The organism is Lyngbya sp. CCY1209, from assembly GCF_055795065.1.
In genome coordinates, this window is sequence record NZ_JAYFER010000444.1 from 44,979 (window position 1) to 62,442 (window position 17,464).

At 53.3% G+C, this 17,464-nt stretch carries 18 protein-coding genes; 17 read left to right on the plus strand and 1 reads right to left on the minus strand.

What is annotated here, in order from left to right; translation table 11 throughout:
* The first annotated feature begins 172 nt into the window (after positions 1–172).
* The 17 genes from infA to AC0QHF_RS13980 all read left to right on the plus strand — a co-directional run bounded on the left by infA (position 173) and on the right by AC0QHF_RS13980 (position 14,341).
* Positions 173–397 (plus strand): translation initiation factor IF-1, encoded by a 225-nt coding sequence (gene infA, locus AC0QHF_RS13900; protein WP_009782729.1) that lies wholly within the window; start codon positions 173–175, stop codon positions 395–397.
* Positions 398–505: 108 nt separating this feature from the next.
* Positions 506–619 carry a 50S ribosomal protein L36 gene (rpmJ, locus tag AC0QHF_RS13905; RefSeq protein ID WP_324704818.1) on the plus strand — a complete coding sequence of 38 codons (114 nt, stop codon included), beginning with the start codon at positions 506–508 and terminating at the stop codon, positions 617–619.
* Between the two features lie 285 nt (positions 620–904).
* A complete protein-coding gene (gene rpsM / locus AC0QHF_RS13910; RefSeq protein ID WP_324704819.1) occupies positions 905–1,288 on the plus strand; it encodes a 30S ribosomal protein S13 in 384 nt (127 codons plus the stop codon).
* Positions 1,289–1,378: 90 nt separating this feature from the next.
* A complete protein-coding gene (gene rpsK, locus AC0QHF_RS13915; RefSeq protein ID WP_324704820.1) occupies positions 1,379–1,771 on the plus strand; it encodes a 30S ribosomal protein S11 in 393 nt (130 codons plus the stop codon).
* Positions 1,772–1,893: 122 nt separating this feature from the next.
* A complete protein-coding gene (locus AC0QHF_RS13920) occupies positions 1,894–2,838 on the plus strand; it encodes a DNA-directed RNA polymerase subunit alpha (protein WP_324704821.1) in 945 nt (314 codons plus the stop codon).
* A gap of 77 nt (positions 2,839–2,915) precedes the next feature.
* On the plus strand, positions 2,916–3,266 hold the full coding sequence (gene rplQ / locus AC0QHF_RS13925) for a 50S ribosomal protein L17 (RefSeq protein WP_324704822.1): 351 nt from the start codon (positions 2,916–2,918) through the stop codon (positions 3,264–3,266).
* Positions 3,267–3,285: 19 nt separating this feature from the next.
* Complete coding sequence (gene truA / locus AC0QHF_RS13930; protein ID WP_324704823.1) at positions 3,286–4,107, plus strand: tRNA pseudouridine(38-40) synthase TruA; 822 nt, start codon at positions 3,286–3,288, stop codon at positions 4,105–4,107.
* 15 nt (positions 4,108–4,122) lie between these two features.
* Positions 4,123–4,581, plus strand: coding sequence for a 50S ribosomal protein L13 (gene rplM, locus AC0QHF_RS13935; protein WP_473113721.1), 459 nt, complete (start codon positions 4,123–4,125; stop codon positions 4,579–4,581).
* Positions 4,581–4,991: a 30S ribosomal protein S9 gene (gene rpsI / locus AC0QHF_RS13940; protein ID WP_324704824.1), complete on the plus strand. Its 411-nt coding sequence runs from the start codon at positions 4,581–4,583 to the stop codon at positions 4,989–4,991. The genes rplM and rpsI overlap by 1 nt, the downstream gene beginning before the upstream one ends.
* 207 nt (positions 4,992–5,198) lie before the next feature.
* Complete coding sequence (gene rpmE / locus AC0QHF_RS13945) at positions 5,199–5,432, plus strand: 50S ribosomal protein L31 (RefSeq protein WP_324704825.1); 234 nt, start codon at positions 5,199–5,201, stop codon at positions 5,430–5,432.
* A 174-nt stretch (positions 5,433–5,606) separates the two neighbouring features.
* Positions 5,607–6,713 (plus strand): peptide chain release factor 1, encoded by a 1,107-nt coding sequence (gene prfA / locus AC0QHF_RS13950; RefSeq protein ID WP_324704826.1) that lies wholly within the window; start codon positions 5,607–5,609, stop codon positions 6,711–6,713.
* 748 nt (positions 6,714–7,461) lie between these two features.
* Entirely contained in the window at positions 7,462–7,872 is a 411-nt protein-coding gene (locus AC0QHF_RS13955; protein WP_324704827.1) for a response regulator, read from the plus strand.
* 129 nt (positions 7,873–8,001) lie between these two features.
* Entirely contained in the window at positions 8,002–9,702 is a 1,701-nt protein-coding gene (locus tag AC0QHF_RS13960; RefSeq protein ID WP_324704828.1) for an ABC-F family ATP-binding cassette domain-containing protein, read from the plus strand.
* Positions 9,703–9,806: 104 nt separating this feature from the next.
* Positions 9,807–10,391 carry a Uma2 family endonuclease gene (locus tag AC0QHF_RS13965; protein ID WP_324704829.1) on the plus strand — a complete coding sequence of 195 codons (585 nt, stop codon included), beginning with the start codon at positions 9,807–9,809 and terminating at the stop codon, positions 10,389–10,391.
* A 53-nt stretch (positions 10,392–10,444) separates the two neighbouring features.
* Entirely contained in the window at positions 10,445–11,572 is a 1,128-nt protein-coding gene (locus tag AC0QHF_RS13970; protein WP_324704830.1) for an AAA family ATPase, read from the plus strand.
* Positions 11,569–12,252 carry a hypothetical protein gene (locus tag AC0QHF_RS13975; protein WP_324704831.1) on the plus strand — a complete coding sequence of 228 codons (684 nt, stop codon included), beginning with the start codon at positions 11,569–11,571 and terminating at the stop codon, positions 12,250–12,252. The genes AC0QHF_RS13970 and AC0QHF_RS13975 overlap by 4 nt, the downstream gene beginning before the upstream one ends.
* Before the next feature lie 124 nt (positions 12,253–12,376).
* Positions 12,377–14,341 (plus strand): hypothetical protein, encoded by a 1,965-nt coding sequence (locus AC0QHF_RS13980; RefSeq protein WP_324704832.1) that lies wholly within the window; start codon positions 12,377–12,379, stop codon positions 14,339–14,341.
* 489 nt (positions 14,342–14,830) lie between these two features.
* On the opposite strand, the gene AC0QHF_RS13985 is transcribed toward AC0QHF_RS13980, so the two are convergent.
* On the minus strand, positions 14,831–17,464 hold a 2,634-nt coding region (locus AC0QHF_RS13985), incomplete at its 5' end, for an Ig-like domain-containing protein (RefSeq protein WP_324704833.1).

Consider the following 17,464-nt stretch of genomic DNA (forward strand, 5'->3'; position numbering starts at 1 on the left):
CCGACCAATGGGGAAGATTCACCGAAGGATTGATGGTTCTGGGAGAGCTTCGCTCTAAATTTTTGATAAGATCTGTTAAGAAATGCATCCGGATGCCAATCCCCAAATCTACCGGGCTAGATTGAAGCAGTCCGCCCCGACCGTTCACCTGTCGAATTGAGGAATTAACAGTTTGTCCAAACAAGACTTGATCGAAATGGAAGGAACCGTCACCGAGTCCCTTCCTAACGCCATGTTTCGGGTCGATCTCGATAACGGATTTAATGTACTTGCCCACATTTCCGGTAAAATCCGCCGCAATTACATTAAAATTCTGCCGGGCGATCGCGTCAAGGTCGAATTGACGCCCTACGACCTCACCAAAGGTCGGATCACATATCGCCTGAAAAAGAAATAGGTGCAGGGAAAGTTGTTAATTCATCCAGGTTGATTCACCTCAACCCTGGATCGATCGCCCTCGTCTGTGATATAATTATAAATTTGTTGTAGTGTTGCTCTATATCGCATGAAAGTTCGAGCATCAGTCCGGAAAATGTGTGAAAAGTGTCGCATCATTCGCCGCCGCGGCCGGGTGATGGTGATTTGCTCCAACCCCAAACACAAACAGAGGCAAGGATAGCGGGGGCCGACCCTCTATCCAGCTTTCCATGTCGAGCCCCCAGTTGCTCGCTGGAATAGACCGATTAGCGGGAAATACAGCGCTTCACCGAATCCCAATTGCCGAACGCCAGCGACACGCTCCGAGGAGGTTCATGACTGCGCCGAGGTTAGCTCACGGCCCGCCAGTCAGTCCCCCCTCGCCGGCAGTGAGACGTCGAAACTCGTCTGACTCGCCCCATTCTAAAGAAACGACTCGGCATCGTAATTCATTTTGACACAGCACGATTATTAGGGAGAGAAAAACGTGGCACGGATAGCCGGAGTAGACCTTCCACGCGACAAGCGCGTTGAAATCGGTCTGACTTACATCTATGGAATCGGACTGTCTCGGTCCAAAGAAATCCTCGCGCAGACGGGCGTCAACCCCGATACCCGGGTGAAAGACCTCAGCGATGCGGAAGTCGCCGAGTTGCGTTCCGTCGTCCAGACCCAATACCAGGTCGAAGGGGACCTGCGACGCCTCGAAGCCATGAACATCAAACGTCTGATGGACATCGGCACCTATCGCGGCCGCCGTCACCGGATGGGCCTGCCCGTCCGGGGCCAGCGGACTCGCACCAACGCCCGAACCCGGCGGGGGACCCGTCGCACCGTGGCCGGCAAGAAGAAAGCCGCGGCCAAGAAATAGAATTTTGCCGGGTTCCGAACCGTTCGCCTGCTGTATTTTCCAATTCAGTGGGCATTGAATTCACTCAAAGAGATCGTTAAAGAGACAGCTATGGCGCGACAAACCAAGAAAACCGGAGCAAAAAAGCAAAAGCGGAACGTACCGAACGGAGTGGCTTACATTCAGTCTACGTTTAACAACACAATTGTAACGATTACCGATCAGAACGGCGAGGTCGTCTCCTGGGCTTCCGCCGGTTCCACCGGCTTTAAGGGGGCCAAAAAAGGGACACCCTTCGCGGCCCAGACGGCGGCCGAGAGCGCCGGACGTCGGGCTGGCGACCAGGGAATGCGCCAAATTGAAGTCATGGTGAGCGGCCCGGGTTCGGGCCGAGAGACGGCCATCCGAGCCCTGCAGGGCGCCGGACTGGAAATCACGCTGATTCGAGATGTCACCCCAATTCCCCACAATGGCTGTCGCCCTCCCAAGCGGCGTCGGGTTTAGTCCTGTTATGGAGTCGTAAACGTCATGAAAAATGAGAAGTGGCATCCCCGAGACTTTTCATTTTTCATTTTTAATGAATCAATTCCAATGTTTGGGGGTTACAGGAGAAGGGAGGTCAATCGGTGGCGCAGTTTAAGATTGAGTGTATTGAATCCAGCATGGATACTGACCGCAGTCAGTATGGCAAATTTGTCCTCGGGCCGTTGGATCGGGGGCAAGGCATTACCGTTGGAAATGCACTGAGGCGGGTGCTGCTGTCCAATTTGGAAGGAGCTGCCATCACTGCCGTCCGAATTGCCGGCGTCAACCACGAGTTTGCAACGATTGAGGGAGTCCGGGAGGATGTCCTGGAGATCCTGCTGAATTTGAAAGAGGTCGTTCTCAAAAGTTATTCCTATCAGAAGCAGATCGGAAGGCTCCTGGTACAGGGACCGGCGACCGTGACGGCCGGTCACTTCGATTTGCCCTCGGAAGCAGAGGTCGTCGATAAAAATCAATATATTGCCACCTTGTCTCCGGGGTCAACTCTGGAGATGGAGTGCCAGATCGAGAAGGGGACGGGGTATCGAGCCGTCGAGCGCGGCCGGGACGAATCCAGCGCTTTGGACTTTCTCCAAATTGATTCGGTGTTCATGCCGGTGCGGAAGGTGAACTGCACCGTGGAGGATGCCCGGGACGGGGGGTCGATGGAGAAGGATCGGCTAACCTTGGAAATCTGGACTAATGGTAGTTTGACACCGCAGGAGGCCCTCAGTCAAGCGGCGGCCATTCTGGTGGATCTGTTCGGCGCCCTCAAGGATATCAATCTGGAATCCATCAAGAGCGACCAGACGGATGATGTCGATCCCACCAGTCAAATTCCCATCGAAGAGCTACAGCTTTCGGTTCGGGCCTACAACTGCCTGAAACGAGCGCAGATCAACTCCGTCGCCGACCTCCGGGATTACACCGAAGAAGATCTCCTCGAGATCAAAAATTTCGGTCAAAAGTCGGCCGAAGAGGTGATCGAAGCCCTTCAAAAACGCCTGGGCATCACGTTGCCCCGGGAGCGGGCCTCAAAAACCTAAGTGAGGCTCGCCATTCGAGCGGGGGCTGATTTCCCCCAACTTGCAGCAGTTCATTAGTACCGATCGAAATACTTGTCATGCGTCATCGTCGTCGTATTCCCAAACTCGGCAAACCGGCCGACCAGCGAAAAGCCCTGTTGCGATCGCTGACCACCGAACTGATCCGCCACGGCCGGATCACCACCACCAAAACCCGGGCGAAAGCCCTGCGGATGGAGGCAGAGCGGATGATCACCCTCGCCAAGGACGGCTCCCTGGCGTCCCGCCGTCGGGCGATGGGTTACATCTATGACAAACAACTGGTTCACGCCCTGTTTGAAGGGGCCAAGGATCGTTACGGCGATCGCGACGGGGGCTATACCCGCATCGTCCGCACCGTGCGCCGCCGGGGGGACAACTCGGAAATGGCAATCATCGAACTGGTTTAGGCTCGTTCCGCCATTGCCCATGACCGACCTGCAGCGCGTCGCCATCGTCATCCAATACCGGGGGACCCACTTCCACGGATGGCAGCGCCAACCCAACGGGCGGACGGTTCAGGAGGAGATCGAAACGGCGATCGCGGGGGTTTTGAACCGGGAGCGAGTCCCCGTCCACGCGGCGGGACGCACCGATGCCGGAGTCCACGCGGCGGCCCAAGTCGCCCACTTCGACGCCCCCGCCCACATTCCGGGCTACCGCTGGGCAACCATCCTCAACGGCCGCCTGCCGGACGACGTGCTGATCCGGGCGTCGGCTCAAGTTCCCCCCGACTGGCACGCCCGCTTTTCCGCCCAGTGGCGGCGCTACCGATATACCCTGTACACCGAGGCGCGGCCCAACCTGTTCGTCAGGCCCTACGTCTGGCACTACTACCAGGCACCCCTGGATGAAACCCTCATCCTCGCAGCCCTGAAACCCTTGCTGGGACGCCACCACCTGTCCGCCTTCCAGCGGGCCGGGTCGAGTCGGCCCCACGCCTGGGTGGATGTCCAGGATGTCCGATGTTGGCGGCGGGACTCGTTCATCCATATTGAAGTCCAAGCCAGCGGATTTCTGTATGGGATGATGCGGTTCCTCGTCGGGTTGCTGGTACAGGTGGGGACCCAAGAGCGATCGCTCGAAAACTTCAAAGATATCTGGGTCAACGAACGCCGGGAAGTCGTTAAATCCTCCGCCCCCGCCCGGGGTCTGTGCCTGTTGCGGGTGGGCTACCCCGACTTCCCCTTCACACCCGATATCTGGTTCGACACCCTCCCCCAATTTTGCTTCCCCCAGACCGATAAATAGAAGGATACAGTTCAAATGATGACCAAAACTTACCTGCCAGCCGTTGACTCCATCGAACGAAAATGGTATGTCATCGACGCGGCCGACCAGCGCCTCGGCCGTCTGGCCAGCGAAATCGCCCAAATTATCCGGGGCAAAAATAAACCCACCTACACCCCCCACATGGACACTGGGGATTTTGTCGTCGTCATCAACGCCGAAAAAGTTCAGGTGACGGGCCGAAAGCGGGAACAAAAACTCTACCGCCGCCACTCCGGCAGACCCGGGGGGATGAAAACCGAAACCTTCGCCAAGCTGCAAGATCGCGTCCCCGAGCGGATTATCGAGCAGGCGGTGAAGGGGATGCTGCCGAAAAACGCCCTGGGACGGCAACTGTTCACAAAGCTGAAAGTGTACGCCGGCCCCAACCACCCCCACCAAGCCCAACAGCCCGAGTCCATCACCATCAACACCATTCCCACAGGAGATAAATAATGCAAGCGACAGATACCGGCAAAGCAGTTTACTGGGGCACCGGTCGGCGGAAATCGTCGATCGCCCGCGTGCGTTTGGTTCCCGGCAGCGGCCAGTTGCTCGTCAACGGCCGGGAAGGGGAAAATTACCTGCAATTCAACCACAGCTACCTCTCCGCCACCCGAGCCCCCCTGGAAACCCTGGGGTTGGAAAATGACTACGATATCCTGGTCAACGTCAAGGGCGGCGGGCTGACCGGACAGGCCGAGGCGATCCGCCTGGGCGTGGCCCGCGCCCTGTGCGAGTTGAACCCCGAGAACCGCCAACCCCTAAAGGTGGAAGGCTACCTGACCCGTGACCCCCGAGCCAAAGAGCGGAAAAAATACGGGCTGCGGAAAGCGCGGAAAGCTCCCCAATACTCGAAGCGATAAACTGCCGCAGGATTGCCAGGAAAGGGGGAAAGGCGGGATTTTTCCCTTCCCCCGGTTATTCCCGCCCGACATTCGTTCCGGCGGAACCGTCATTTTCCCGACTCCCGACTCCCGACTCCCGACTCCCTAACAACCGACTCCCGCACACAGGCGATCGCCACTAAAATAATAACTGAACGTCAATCCAACAAATTTGTAAATCGAACCATGCCAAAACCCGACATCCACCCCAAATGGTATCCGGAAGCCGAAGTCATCTGCAACGGCGAAGTTGTCATGAAAGTCGGCTCCACCCAACCCACCCTGCACGTCGATGTCTGGTCCGGGAACCACCCGTTTTACACCGGAACCCAGAAAATGATCGACACCGAAGGACGGGTCGAGCGCTTCCTCCGCAAATACGGCATGATCGACGAAAGCCAAACCGAAGACAAAAAATAGCCCGGTTGTCAATTGTCCGTCGTCTGTTGTCCGTAGCTCTCACTACCGACAACCGACCAATTTTAGGGTTCCGGTTCTCAGAAAATAACTGAGGGATAGCGCTCACGAACCGGAGCTGACCCGATCGCAAACCCTCGCTTCGACAACCGACAACTGACAAAAGGCAACCTAAAAATGGCTGAAAGTTATTTATTAGACAAACTCAAATCCGTCGAGCAAACCTTCCAGGAGCTGACCCTGCGGCTGGCCGACCCGGAAATTACCACCGACCCGGAGGAATTTCAGCGGGTGGCTAAAGCCCGATCTTCCCTGGAAGATGTGGTGAACGCCTATCAGGAATGGAAGGCAGCCCAGACGGAGTTGGCCGGGGCTAAACAGATCCTGAAAGAGGCGGGGGGCGACCCCGAAATGAAGGAGATGGCGGCGTCGGAAGTGGAAGAACTCGGCGCCGAACTCGAACGGCTCGAAACGCGACTCAAGATCCTCCTGCTCCCCCAAGATCCCAACGACGACAAAAATATCATGTTGGAGATCCGGGCCGGAACCGGGGGGGACGAAGCCAGCATTTGGGCCGGGGATTTGGTGCGGATGTATTCCCGCTACGCCGAAGGCCAGGGCTGGCGGGTGAAAATGTTGAGCGAGTCCCCGGCGGATATGGGGGGATTCAAAGAAGCGATCCTGGAAATTCAGGGCGCGAACGTTTACAGCCAGCTCAAATTCGAGGCGGGGGTGCACCGGGTGCAGCGGGTCCCCGTCACCGAAGCCGGGGGGCGAGTCCACACCTCCACCGCCACGGTGGCCGTGATGCCGGAGGTGGACGATGTGGAAGTGGAAATCGATGCCAAGGACATCGAGATCAGCACGGCGCGATCGGGCGGTGCCGGGGGTCAGAACGTCAACAAGGTGGAGACGGCCGTTGACCTGTTCCACAAACCCACGGGTATCCGGATTTTCTGTACCGAGGAACGCAGCCAGCTCCAGAACCGGGAGCGGGCCCTGCAAATTTTGCGGGCGAAGTTGTACGAGGCGAAGTTGCGGGAACAGCAAGAAGCCGTCACGTCCATGCGGCGATCGCAGGTGGGGACGGGTTCCCGCTCCGAAAAAATCCGCACCTACAACTACAAGGATAACCGCGTCACCGACCACCGCCTGGGTCAGAACTTCTCCCTGGCGCCGATTTTAGAAGGTGGCATGGGGGACGTGGTGCAAGCCTGCGTCATTCAAGACCAGCAGGAACGGCTGGCGGAGTTGGCCGAATCGACCACCACCGCATCGGTCTAATTTCCGATTTCCGTTCCATCCCGGCGAGGACTTTGGCGAGTCCCGCCTTTTTTTTGGGGAGAGAGGCGACCGGAGGCGACCGGAGGCGACCGGAGGCAGGTGAGGGAGCAAGTTGATATAGCGATCGCCAGAACGGTTGGGACAGATCTGCCAATTGAGTTCACTCGCCTTGAAATGAATTTCAAGGCTCACAGCAAAAGTCCACGCTTGCGTGGACTCAGTTGGACATTGATTGTCCGAACCGCCAAGGCGGTTGCCATATCAGAGCCAGTTTTTGAACCGTACAAACTCCCCAATCATCTGAATATGATTTTCGCTACAAGAAAAGGGAATTGATTCCCAAGCGGTCTGGATGTTCCACCCGTTTCTATTCTTCCTCCGCTCCCTCCGCTTCCTCCGCTCCCTCCGCTTCCTCCGCTCCCTCCGCTTCCTCCGCTCCCTTAGCTTCCTCCGCTTCCTCCGCTCCCTTAGCTTCCTCCGCTTACCGAAGCTTCCTCCGCTTCCTCCGCTCCCTTAGCTTCCTCCGCTTCCTCCGCTTCCTCCGCCCCCTCCGCTCCCCCCGCCCACACCCCACACCCCACCGAGCACACCCCATCCCCACATTTTGCCTGAAAATAAACAGTTCGATAAGATAATTAAGGGAGAAACTGTGGTTTCTGTTCGGCGAGAAGCGACCCGATTGAATTTGAGGTGATGGGGACTTCGCTCACAGTCCGGAACCCTGACGAACGCAGTCTAAAGTTGAGAGATGCCCAAAAACAAACTCAAATTGATGGTGGTTGACGACGAACCCGATAACCTGGATTTGCTGTATCGAACGTTTCGCCGAGAATTTCGGGTATTTCGAGCCGAAAGTCCGACGGCGGCGTTGGAACTGCTGGAAACCGAGGGAGAAATGGCGATCGTCATCTCCGATCAGAGTATGCCGGAAATGACGGGCATCGAATTTTTGCGGAAAACCGTCGCCCCGTTTCCGGAGATGATCCGAATTTTACTCAGCGGTTACTCGGCGGAAATGCTCGACCCCTCGGGAGAAACCCTGAAAGCGGCGGATATTTTTGCCTGTATTACGAAACCCTGGGACCCGGCGGTATTTGAGGAGACGATCGCAAAGGCAAAGGCGACTTATCAGCAGCGGCAGGCGGAAAAAAATTCCTGACCTTCGGGAGCGATCGCCTCACCTCCAGAAGGGATTAATTTTTGTTAAGATGCAAGGCGGGCGAGGGATTTTAGACCGCTCAATTTTCGTTTGCCCGAACGCCCCCGTTGTCGTCCTAGGAGACTTTCGATGCTGCGACTCGAACACATCAGCAAAATTTACCCCACGGGAACCGTCCTCAAAGATATCAACTGGGAAGTCAAACCCGGCGATCGCATCGGTTTAGTCGGAGTCAACGGGGCGGGAAAATCCACCCAACTCAAAATTATCGCCGGGGAAACCGAACCCACTTCCGGGGAGGTGATCCGCCCGTCGAGCCTCCACATCGCCTATCTGACGCAGGAATTTGAAGTCGATCCCGGGCGCACGGTGCGGGAAGAATTTTGGACGGTATTCACGGAAGCCAACGCCACCCACGAGGCTCTGGGCCGGGTGCAGCGGGAGATGGAAACCGCCGACCCCGATCGCCTCGACGACTTGATCCACGAATTAGACCGGCTGCAGCGGAAATTTGAGGCTTTGGACGGCTACGGTTTGGAGGCGAAAATCGAGAAAATTCTGCCGGAGATGGGGTTTGAAATCGAAGACGGCGATCGCCTGGTGAGCGCCTTCAGCGGCGGCTGGCAGATGCGGATGAGTTTGGGTAAAATCCTCCTCCAAGCCCCCGATTTGCTGCTCCTGGACGAGCCGACCAACCATTTGGATTTGGAAACCATCGAATGGTTGGAAACCTACTTGAAAGGCCTGACGACGCCGATGGTGATCGTCTCCCACGACCGGGAATTTTTGGACCGCCTCTGCACCCAAATTGTGGAGACGGAGCGCGGCGTTTCCCAGACCTATTTGGGGAACTATTCCGCCTACCTGCAACAAAAAGCGGAGGGCCAGGTCGCCCAACTGAGCGCCTACGAACGGCAGCAAAAAGAAATCGAAAAGCAGCAGGAATTTGTCGAGAAATTCCGCGCCAGCGCCACCCGCAGCACCCAGGCTAAAAGCCGGGAAAAGCAACTGGAAAAAATCGAGCGCATCGAAGCGCCGACTGCTTCTTTGAAGACATTGAAATTCCGGTTTCCCCCCGCCCCCCGCAGCGGCCGGGAGGTGGTGACAATCAAAGACTTGGTTCATACTTACGACGAAAAGATCCTATTTTTGGGGGCGAATTTGGCGATCGAACGGGGCGATCGCGTGGCGTTTCTAGGCCCCAACGGCTGCGGCAAATCCACCCTCCTCCGCATGATGATGGGGATGGAAAAACCCACCGAAGGCACGGTGACGCTGGGCTCTCACAACGTCATCCCCGGCTACTTTGAACAGAACCAAGCCGAGGCTCTGGACTTGAGCCGGACGGTGATGGAAACCATCCACGACGAGGTTCCCGACTGGAAAAATGAGGAGGTCCGCACGCTGTTGGGCCGGTTCTTATTCAGCGGGGAAACGGTGTTTAAAAAAGTGCAGGCGTTGAGCGGGGGAGAAAAGGCGCGGCTGGCCCTGGCGAAAATGTTGCTGCAACCGGTCAATTTGCTGATGTTGGACGAGCCGACGAACCACTTGGATATTCCGGCGAAGGAGATGATGGAGGAAGCGCTCCAGAATTACGACGGGACGGTTTTGTTGGTTTCCCACGATCGCTATTTTATCTCCCAAGTGGCGACCAAAATTGTGGAAATCCGCGACGGGGAATTCCGCGTCTATCTGGGGGATTACCACTACTATCTCGACAAACTCGCCGAGGAGAAGGAACAGGAACGGCAGGCCAAAATAGCGGCGGAGAAGGCGGCGAAAAAGGCGGCTAAGACGGCGAAGAAGAAGGCGGCGGCAAAGCGGCGGTAAGTTGGGGTTGAGTTGTTGTGCTTCAGCCCCTTTCGGGGGCGCTAAAGCGCAACAACGAGTTAATTCTATTCCGATTCCGGTGCAATAGATTTCAATCAAAATATATGGTTATCACGGAAACTCGTTATTATACGCCAGAAGAATATTTGGAACTCGAAGAAAAATCCGAAGTTAAACACGAATATCGAGATGGAAAGATTATTCCCATGACAGGCGGAACGACCAATCATAACGAAGTGGCGGGCAGTTTGTACGCCTATCTGAGATTCGCACTTCGGAAAAAGGATTTTCGCGTTTATATCGGCGATGTCAAAGTTTGGATTCCCCGATATCGACAATACACTTATCCGGATGTCATGGTGATTCGGGGCGAACCCGTCTATGCCGGAAAAGGAAAAACCACCGTGATGAATCCTTCAGTTGTCGCGGAAGTTTTATCCAAATCGACCCAAAATTATGACCAGGGTGATCAATTCAAATACTATCGTTCGATTCCGGAAATGAAGGAATATATTTTAATCGACCCCAAACAATTCTATGTCATGCAATTTGTTAAAAACTCAGTCGGCCAATGGGTGTTGACTGAGTACGAGGGCGAGGATAATTTATTGAAATTTGATTCGGTAGAATTTGAAATTCCTTTCGGCGATTTATACGAGGGTGTCGATTTTACGAAGGTCGAGGAATAAATGATACCGAGATCCGGCATACTGTAATATGGTGTAGATTAACTGATGCCAATATGAAAATTAAAAAATTAGAGTATTTTGATGATGAATATCAATGGAAACTGGAACCGGTCGAGTTTTTGCCCAATCTGAATCTACTGGTTGGGGTATCCGGGGCCGGAAAAACGCAAATCTTAAAATCAATCCGTCGGTTAAAAGCGATCGCCAATGGTAAACCGATGAATGGAGTCCAATGGAGTGTTTGTTTTGAGACGAATCAAAATATTGAGTATCATTGGAGTGGTCAATTTGAAACAAAAGAAAATATTACACCGATTGATACTGATTCGGACGAAAACGAGCCAGTTAAAATTCTCCACGAGAAATTACAATGTAACGGAAAGACTCTCGTAGAAAGGACAGGAGAAGAAATATTTTTTGATGATGTAAAAACGCCAAAACTCTCTCCTTTTGAAAGTGTTATCGAATTATTCAAGCAAGAAGACAGTATCATTCCCGTCAAAGAAGAGTTAGATAAAATTATTCTGACTGACTCAGAGCGTGATTTCGATCAAATGTGGCGACTGCCAGTTTCTATTTTTAAGAAATATGAAAATGCTTCTTTGTCAACACTCAAGGAAAGTGATCTTCCGATTTTCGTCAAACTAGCCATACTATATCGAACACTGCCCCGAGAGTTTGCAATCATCAAAAAAACTTTTACCAATATTTTTAATAAGGTATCTGACATTAAGATTGAAACCATTAAAAATGAAGAGTTACCGATCGCTTTATCTCAACTCTTAAAAGAGGCGACGATTGTCAGCATTAAAGAAAAAGGCGTATCGACCTGGATTGACAATATTTCATCGGGAATGTACAAAACATTGATGTATATCAGCGAGTTGTATTTATCTCCCGATAATTCTGTCATTCTAATTGATGAATTTGAGAATAGTTTGGGTGTCAATTGTATGGATAGTGTGACCGATTTAATTTTGAATCATCAGAATTCACAATTCATTATTACCAGTCATCATCCGTATATCATTAACAATATCAGTCCGGCATTTTGGAAAATCGTGACTCGACAAGGCAGCTTGGTAACAGTCAAAAATGCCAAAGATTTTCATATTTCAGAATCGCGACAGAAAGCGTTTATTGATTTAATCAATATTCTTGAAGATGAGGACGATGAATGAATATTTACTTTTTGGTGGAGGGACGAAGTACAGAAAAGAAGATTTATCCCAAATGGCTTGAGTATCTTATCCCCGAACTTGAAAGAGTTGATTATCATGATCAAGCGATCAAAAACAACTATTATATCATTAGTGGCAGGGGTTATCCCAATATTTTATATGATGGTCTAGATAATGCAATTAACAAAATTAATGAAACCAACAATTATGATTATTTGGTGATTTGTGTAGATGTAGATGAAGATACTGTCGATGAACGAGTGATTTATATTCAAAATTTTATCAAAGATAGAAATATTAATTTGGGCGGGACGGAAATTATAATTATTGCACAGAATCGATGTATAGAAACTTGGCTGTTGGGAAATCGTAAAATTTTTGATTCGAGGCAACCCCAGGAATATCCATTGTCAGATTATGTTAGTTATTATGACGTTTCTCAAAACGATCCGGAATTGATGGGTCAGTATAATATGAAAAATCATGCTGACTTTCATTTTGAATATTTGAGAGAAATTTTTATAGCAAAAAATATCATTTATACCAAAAAAAGACCCGGGGAGGCTCAGAAACAGTATTACTTGGACGAACTCAAGAGAAGAGTCACAAACAATCCCGACCATTTAAAAAGTTTTCAAACCTTCTTGGAATTTTGCAAAAAAATGAAAAGAGAAATGTAGAAGGCGAAAATTTACGAAGGTCGAGGAATAAATGATACCGAGATCCGCTATACTGTAAGATGGGATCGATCGCGATCGCCGACGAGATCAGTCGTACACCCAAGGGGAAGGGAGGAAAAAAGCGGTGTTTGGTCAGAAACTCATTTCATTTCCGCCATTCTCCGCCGCGATACGGAAATATTTTCCCGATCGAGATGCGGTGCGATCGCAACTTCGCCTATTTTACGATCGCGCGATCGCCCTGTTGATCCTCGCCAACGTCACCCTGGTCATATTTGACCTCACTTATATCAAACATCGCACGTCCTATTTGCGCCTTGATCGCTACCACCAAACCCGCACCGACAGCCCCCAAAAAGACTATTTACAATTAGTCGATCGCCTCAAAAATACCCTCGAAACAGAGGGGTTGGACTCCCCCGACGTCGAACCCCTCCTGGCCCAATTGCGACGGTCCGGCATCGAGATCCTGATCGAAAATCCGCCGTTTCGCGTCCGGGATGCCTACGGAACTTGGGCGGCGATCGAAACTCGGTTCACCGAACATCTCGAAACCGACGATCTCCGAGAGGCGCTAAATACCTTTTGGAGTCGGGACTATTTCGCCGAGGTGGGGTGGGAAAATGCCCTGGAATTTTTCAATTTAAATATACGATATATTTTGACGCTATACGAACCTTTTTTGGGATACGACCTCATCAAAGGCATCGAACCCTATCGCGACTCCCAAAATTATCTGATAACCGTCGCCGATCTGCGGGCAGTCCTCAACTACGAGGGCTTGAATTCTCCCCGAGTCGAACCGATGTTAGAACAACTTCGGGAACTCAGCGTCGAGATGGTTGATCGCGATTTCATGGTGCAAGCTCAAGACACCCTGGGAATTCTCGCCCACATCAAATATCGGATGATCGAGCACATCTTCAGCCGCGATCCCTCCTCCACATCACACCTGACACCGACCCTACAATTTCTCTACTCAATCGGCGTTTTAGATATTCTTTCCCCCGAAGTGCTGTGGGCGGACAAATCCTCCAAAGAAGCCTTTAGAACCTTCTGGAGTGTGGAGAACTTGGAACGGGAGGGATGGCAATCCGAACTCGCTTTTTTCGACGATGAAATTTCCCTGCTGATGCAGTCGATGTACTTCCGACACCTGGGAATAAACGGCGAATTTATCGATCGCTTTTGGCTGGTGGATCTGCCCTGGTTATTTATCTTTTGGGCGATCTTTATGATCGAAATTTGGTTTATCCGTTCCCGAAATCCCACCCTCACCGTCGGGGCGGCAATCCGACAGTTGTGGCACCATTTATTTCTACTCATTCCCATCGCCAGACTCACCCGTTTGATTCCTGCTTTCATCCGCCTCGATCGCGCCAAACTGCCCGACATGGCACCTCTGCGCGCCCAAATTCGCCTGAAAGTGATCGCCAGTTTTTCCGATGAATTGATTCAAGTCACCGTCAATCAAGGCATCAACCAACTGCAATCCACCGTCAGCGGTGGCACCCTGCGAAAAGCCGTTTTCAAATCCCCCCAGGAATCCAAACCCGAGACAGAAGATGATGATGTCGCCCAACTGAGCGCGATCGCCGGCCGGCTGCTGCAAGTCACCGCCTGCCACGTTTTGCCGGAAGTGCAGCCGGATTTGGAGGCGTTTTTATATTACCAAGTCGATCGCTCCGTCCAACAGTCCGCGATCGCCCGACGCCTGCAACGCATCCCCTTCCTGCGGCGACTTCCCGATCAAATTACCGAAAATTTGGTGACGCGAATTACCGCGATCGTCACCCAGCAGCCCAAAAAATCCTACGAAGCCTCCCAAACGAAAATACCCGATCCCATCGCCCAAAAATTGCAGCAGCGGCTGGTGACGCGGTTTATGGATACGCTGCGATCGGAACTGCAAGACAACCAAACCATCGAAGAGGTGGAAGTGATTTTGGTGGACTGGCTGGAACAGGCGAAAATCAACGCCGCCAAAACGCCCCCACCGAAGCGGAAACCCGCCCTCAAACCCGCCGCCGTCCCGGACACCAAACAAATTTTACCCGGTGAGAATTTGGACAAAAAAAGGCAAGATTAAAAGACAAAAATACAAACCATAGCAACGAGCGAAGATCGTGGTAATATCAGATCCGGTTATTTGACCGCACAAACTCCCCAATCATCGACCGATGATTTGAGCTGGTAGGGGCCCCTGGCTTGCGCCCTCGGGAATTGATTCCCAAGCGGTTTTGATATCGAACCCGTTTTTTTTCGGGCATTCAACCGGATTTGATATAACAGTTTAAATGCGGTAAGAAACCTTCAAACTCTGATCGAAAAGCCGTTTCAGTTCCCGATTCCCGATTCCCGATTCCCTATTAAGCTATAAAATAGCAGGGATTGGATGAAATCCCTGCTACTTCGCCCTCACAATTGACCGGCATCTGGATTTATCGCAGGTATCGCGCTCGCGTGTTTACAGTTCCGGAAAAGGGGAAAAACCTCGAAACCCCGATGAAAAGGGGATTTCCCTTCCCCACACCCCACGCCCGCACACCCCACACCCCAGCGCGCAGCGCTATATAATTCAGACAAAGCTGAAGATATTACTATCTTCCAAACTCACATCGGTGACACCCTCCAAAATTGCCACCAATCCGATGTCAGATCCGGCGGTTTCCGAGGTGATGCGGTAAATCGCCGTCGCATTGGTAAAGCCTTCCGGTAAATCCCCGAGTTGATAGTCAGCCACAGTACCGGACAACTCGATAATATCGACATTGGGCTCGAAGTCATTCACGAGGCTGTAACCTTCACCTTCAACCCCGTACAGGACATCATTATTTTTGTCGCCCCACAATTCATCATTGCCTGCACCGCCGACGAGGGTATCATTCTGTTGGCCGCCAAACAAGGTATCGTTGCCATCGCCTCCGAACAAATTGTCATTATCTTTGTTTCCAGACAAAATATCATTTTGCTGGTTGCCGACGAGGGTATCGTTCTGCTGACCGCCGAAGAGGGTATCGCCGCCCCCCTGTCCGTTCAGGAAGTCATCCCCTTGGAAACCCAACAGCGTTTCATCCGAGGCACTGCCAATGATAACGTCAGTGTTATCGCTGCCGAAAAACTGGCCCGGAAATTCTTCCGAAGGTTGGGTGACAAAGTTATCAAACGTAGCCGAAGAAATGGCTGCTGGCGGTCGAGTTTCGCCGAGGACAAAGGTATCGGCGCCGTCCCCTCCCCGGAGTGTATCCACCTCGCCGGTGAGGTTGACGGGGATAACATCCAGATCGAAGGTGTCTGTCGTCCTCAAACTGCCGTCCGAGACGGTCACGGTAACGGTCGTGCTGCCCGATTGACCTTCGACGGGTGTCAGTTGAATGGTCCGCCGTTCGCCTTCGCCGCCGAAAACGATATCCTGATTCCGAACCAAATCCAAATTGCTGGAAGTGGCCGTGACGGTGAGGTTGTTGGCCGTGGTTTCCGCATCATTCACGGTAAATGCGATCGCCCCGGTGGAACTATTGGCGATCGCATTTTGATCGCCGATATCGGAAATGGTGGGGGGGGTGTTCTGCGGTGTCGGCGGCCGAGGAGGCAAGGGAACAGGAACGACATCCAAATCCCGGTTGGTAACGGAAACATCGGCCGGATCGATATTGACGAAGGCCGGGTCGTCGCTGACGGTCGGATCTAAAACGACGTTGTAGGTTTGATCTCGGTCAACACGGCCGAAGTCGCCGATCCCCCTCACCGTTACCGTCTGAGGTGTATCCCAGTTAGCCGGCGTGAAGACCAATTGATTGACGCTGACGGTCCCCTCCGTGTCGTCGTCGCTGCTGACGCCGATGGAAACGTTGGCGATGGGCGGGCTGTCGAGGACCACCGTAAATGTGGCGGTTCCCCCGGCTTCCGTCGTCACCAAGCCACTGGTGGGATCGACCGTGACCCCCGGAGTCGGGTTGACAGCCACCGCCACGGTAGCCGTCGCCGTCTCGGTCCCGTCGCTGACGGTGTACTCAAAACTGGCATTTCCCGTAAAGCCCGTTTGGGGGGTGAAAACCACGTTGTTGCCGTTGAGTTGCACCGTGCCGCTGGCGGGGTTGCCGACGGCGGTGACGGTCAGGGTATCCCCATCCGGATCGGTGTCGTTGGCCAGCAGAGTGGCGGCGGGGATGGTCAGGGGTTCGTTGAAAAAGGCCCGGGCCGTGTCATCTTGCGGTTCTGGCGGGGCGTTGATGACATCCACGTTTGTCACCGCGACATCGGTGGGGTCAAGTTCGTTGTACTTGGCATCGTCGCTGGTGGCGGCAGCCAGTGCGACGGTGTAGGCCTGGTCCCCGTCTACCACCTCATCGGCCACACCCGTCACGGTGACGGTTTGGGGGGTATCCCAGTTTTCGGCTGTGAAAGTCAACAATTCGGTGGAAACCGTCCCCTCTGCGGTGTTGGAACTGCTCAGAGCGATCGCAACATCGGCCGTGGGTTGGCTGTCGAGAACCACCGTAAATTCTGCCGTCCCCCCCTCTTCCGTCGTGGTCAAACCTGTCGTGGGAACGACGGTAATTCCGGCGGTATCGTCATCGGTGTTGGTGACGGCGACATCGCCGGGGTCGATCCCCTGATAGAGCTCGTCATCGCTGGTGAGGGGTCCCACTTGCACGGTGTAGGGTTGGTCGTCGTCGTCCACGGGGTCGTCCACACCGGTCACGGTCACGGTTTGGGCCGTATCCCAGTTGTCGGGTGTAAAAGTCAACGACGCGGGGGAAGCCGTCCCCTCGGATGGGTCCGAACTGGCGATCGGAACCGTCACGTCGGCCGTCGGTTGGCGATCGAGGACAACGGTAAATGTGGCCGTCCCCCCGGCTTCCGTCGTGGTCAACCCTTCTGTCGGCGTCACCGTCACGCTCCCGGCTACCACATCCTGGTTTGTCACCGTGACATCATCGGGGTCGATACCCTCATAGTTGGCATCGTCGCTGGTGGCCGCAGCCAGTGCGACGGTGTAGGCTTGGTCCCCGTCTACCACGTCATCCGCCACACCCGTCACGGTCACGGTTTGGGCCGTATCCCAGTTCTCGGGGGTGAAAGTCAATAATTCCGTGGAAACCGTTCCCTCTGCGGTGTTGGAACTGCTCAGGGCGATCGCAACATCGGCTGTCGGCTGGGTATTGAGAACCACCGTAAATTCTGCCGTCCCCCCGTCTTCCGTCGTGGT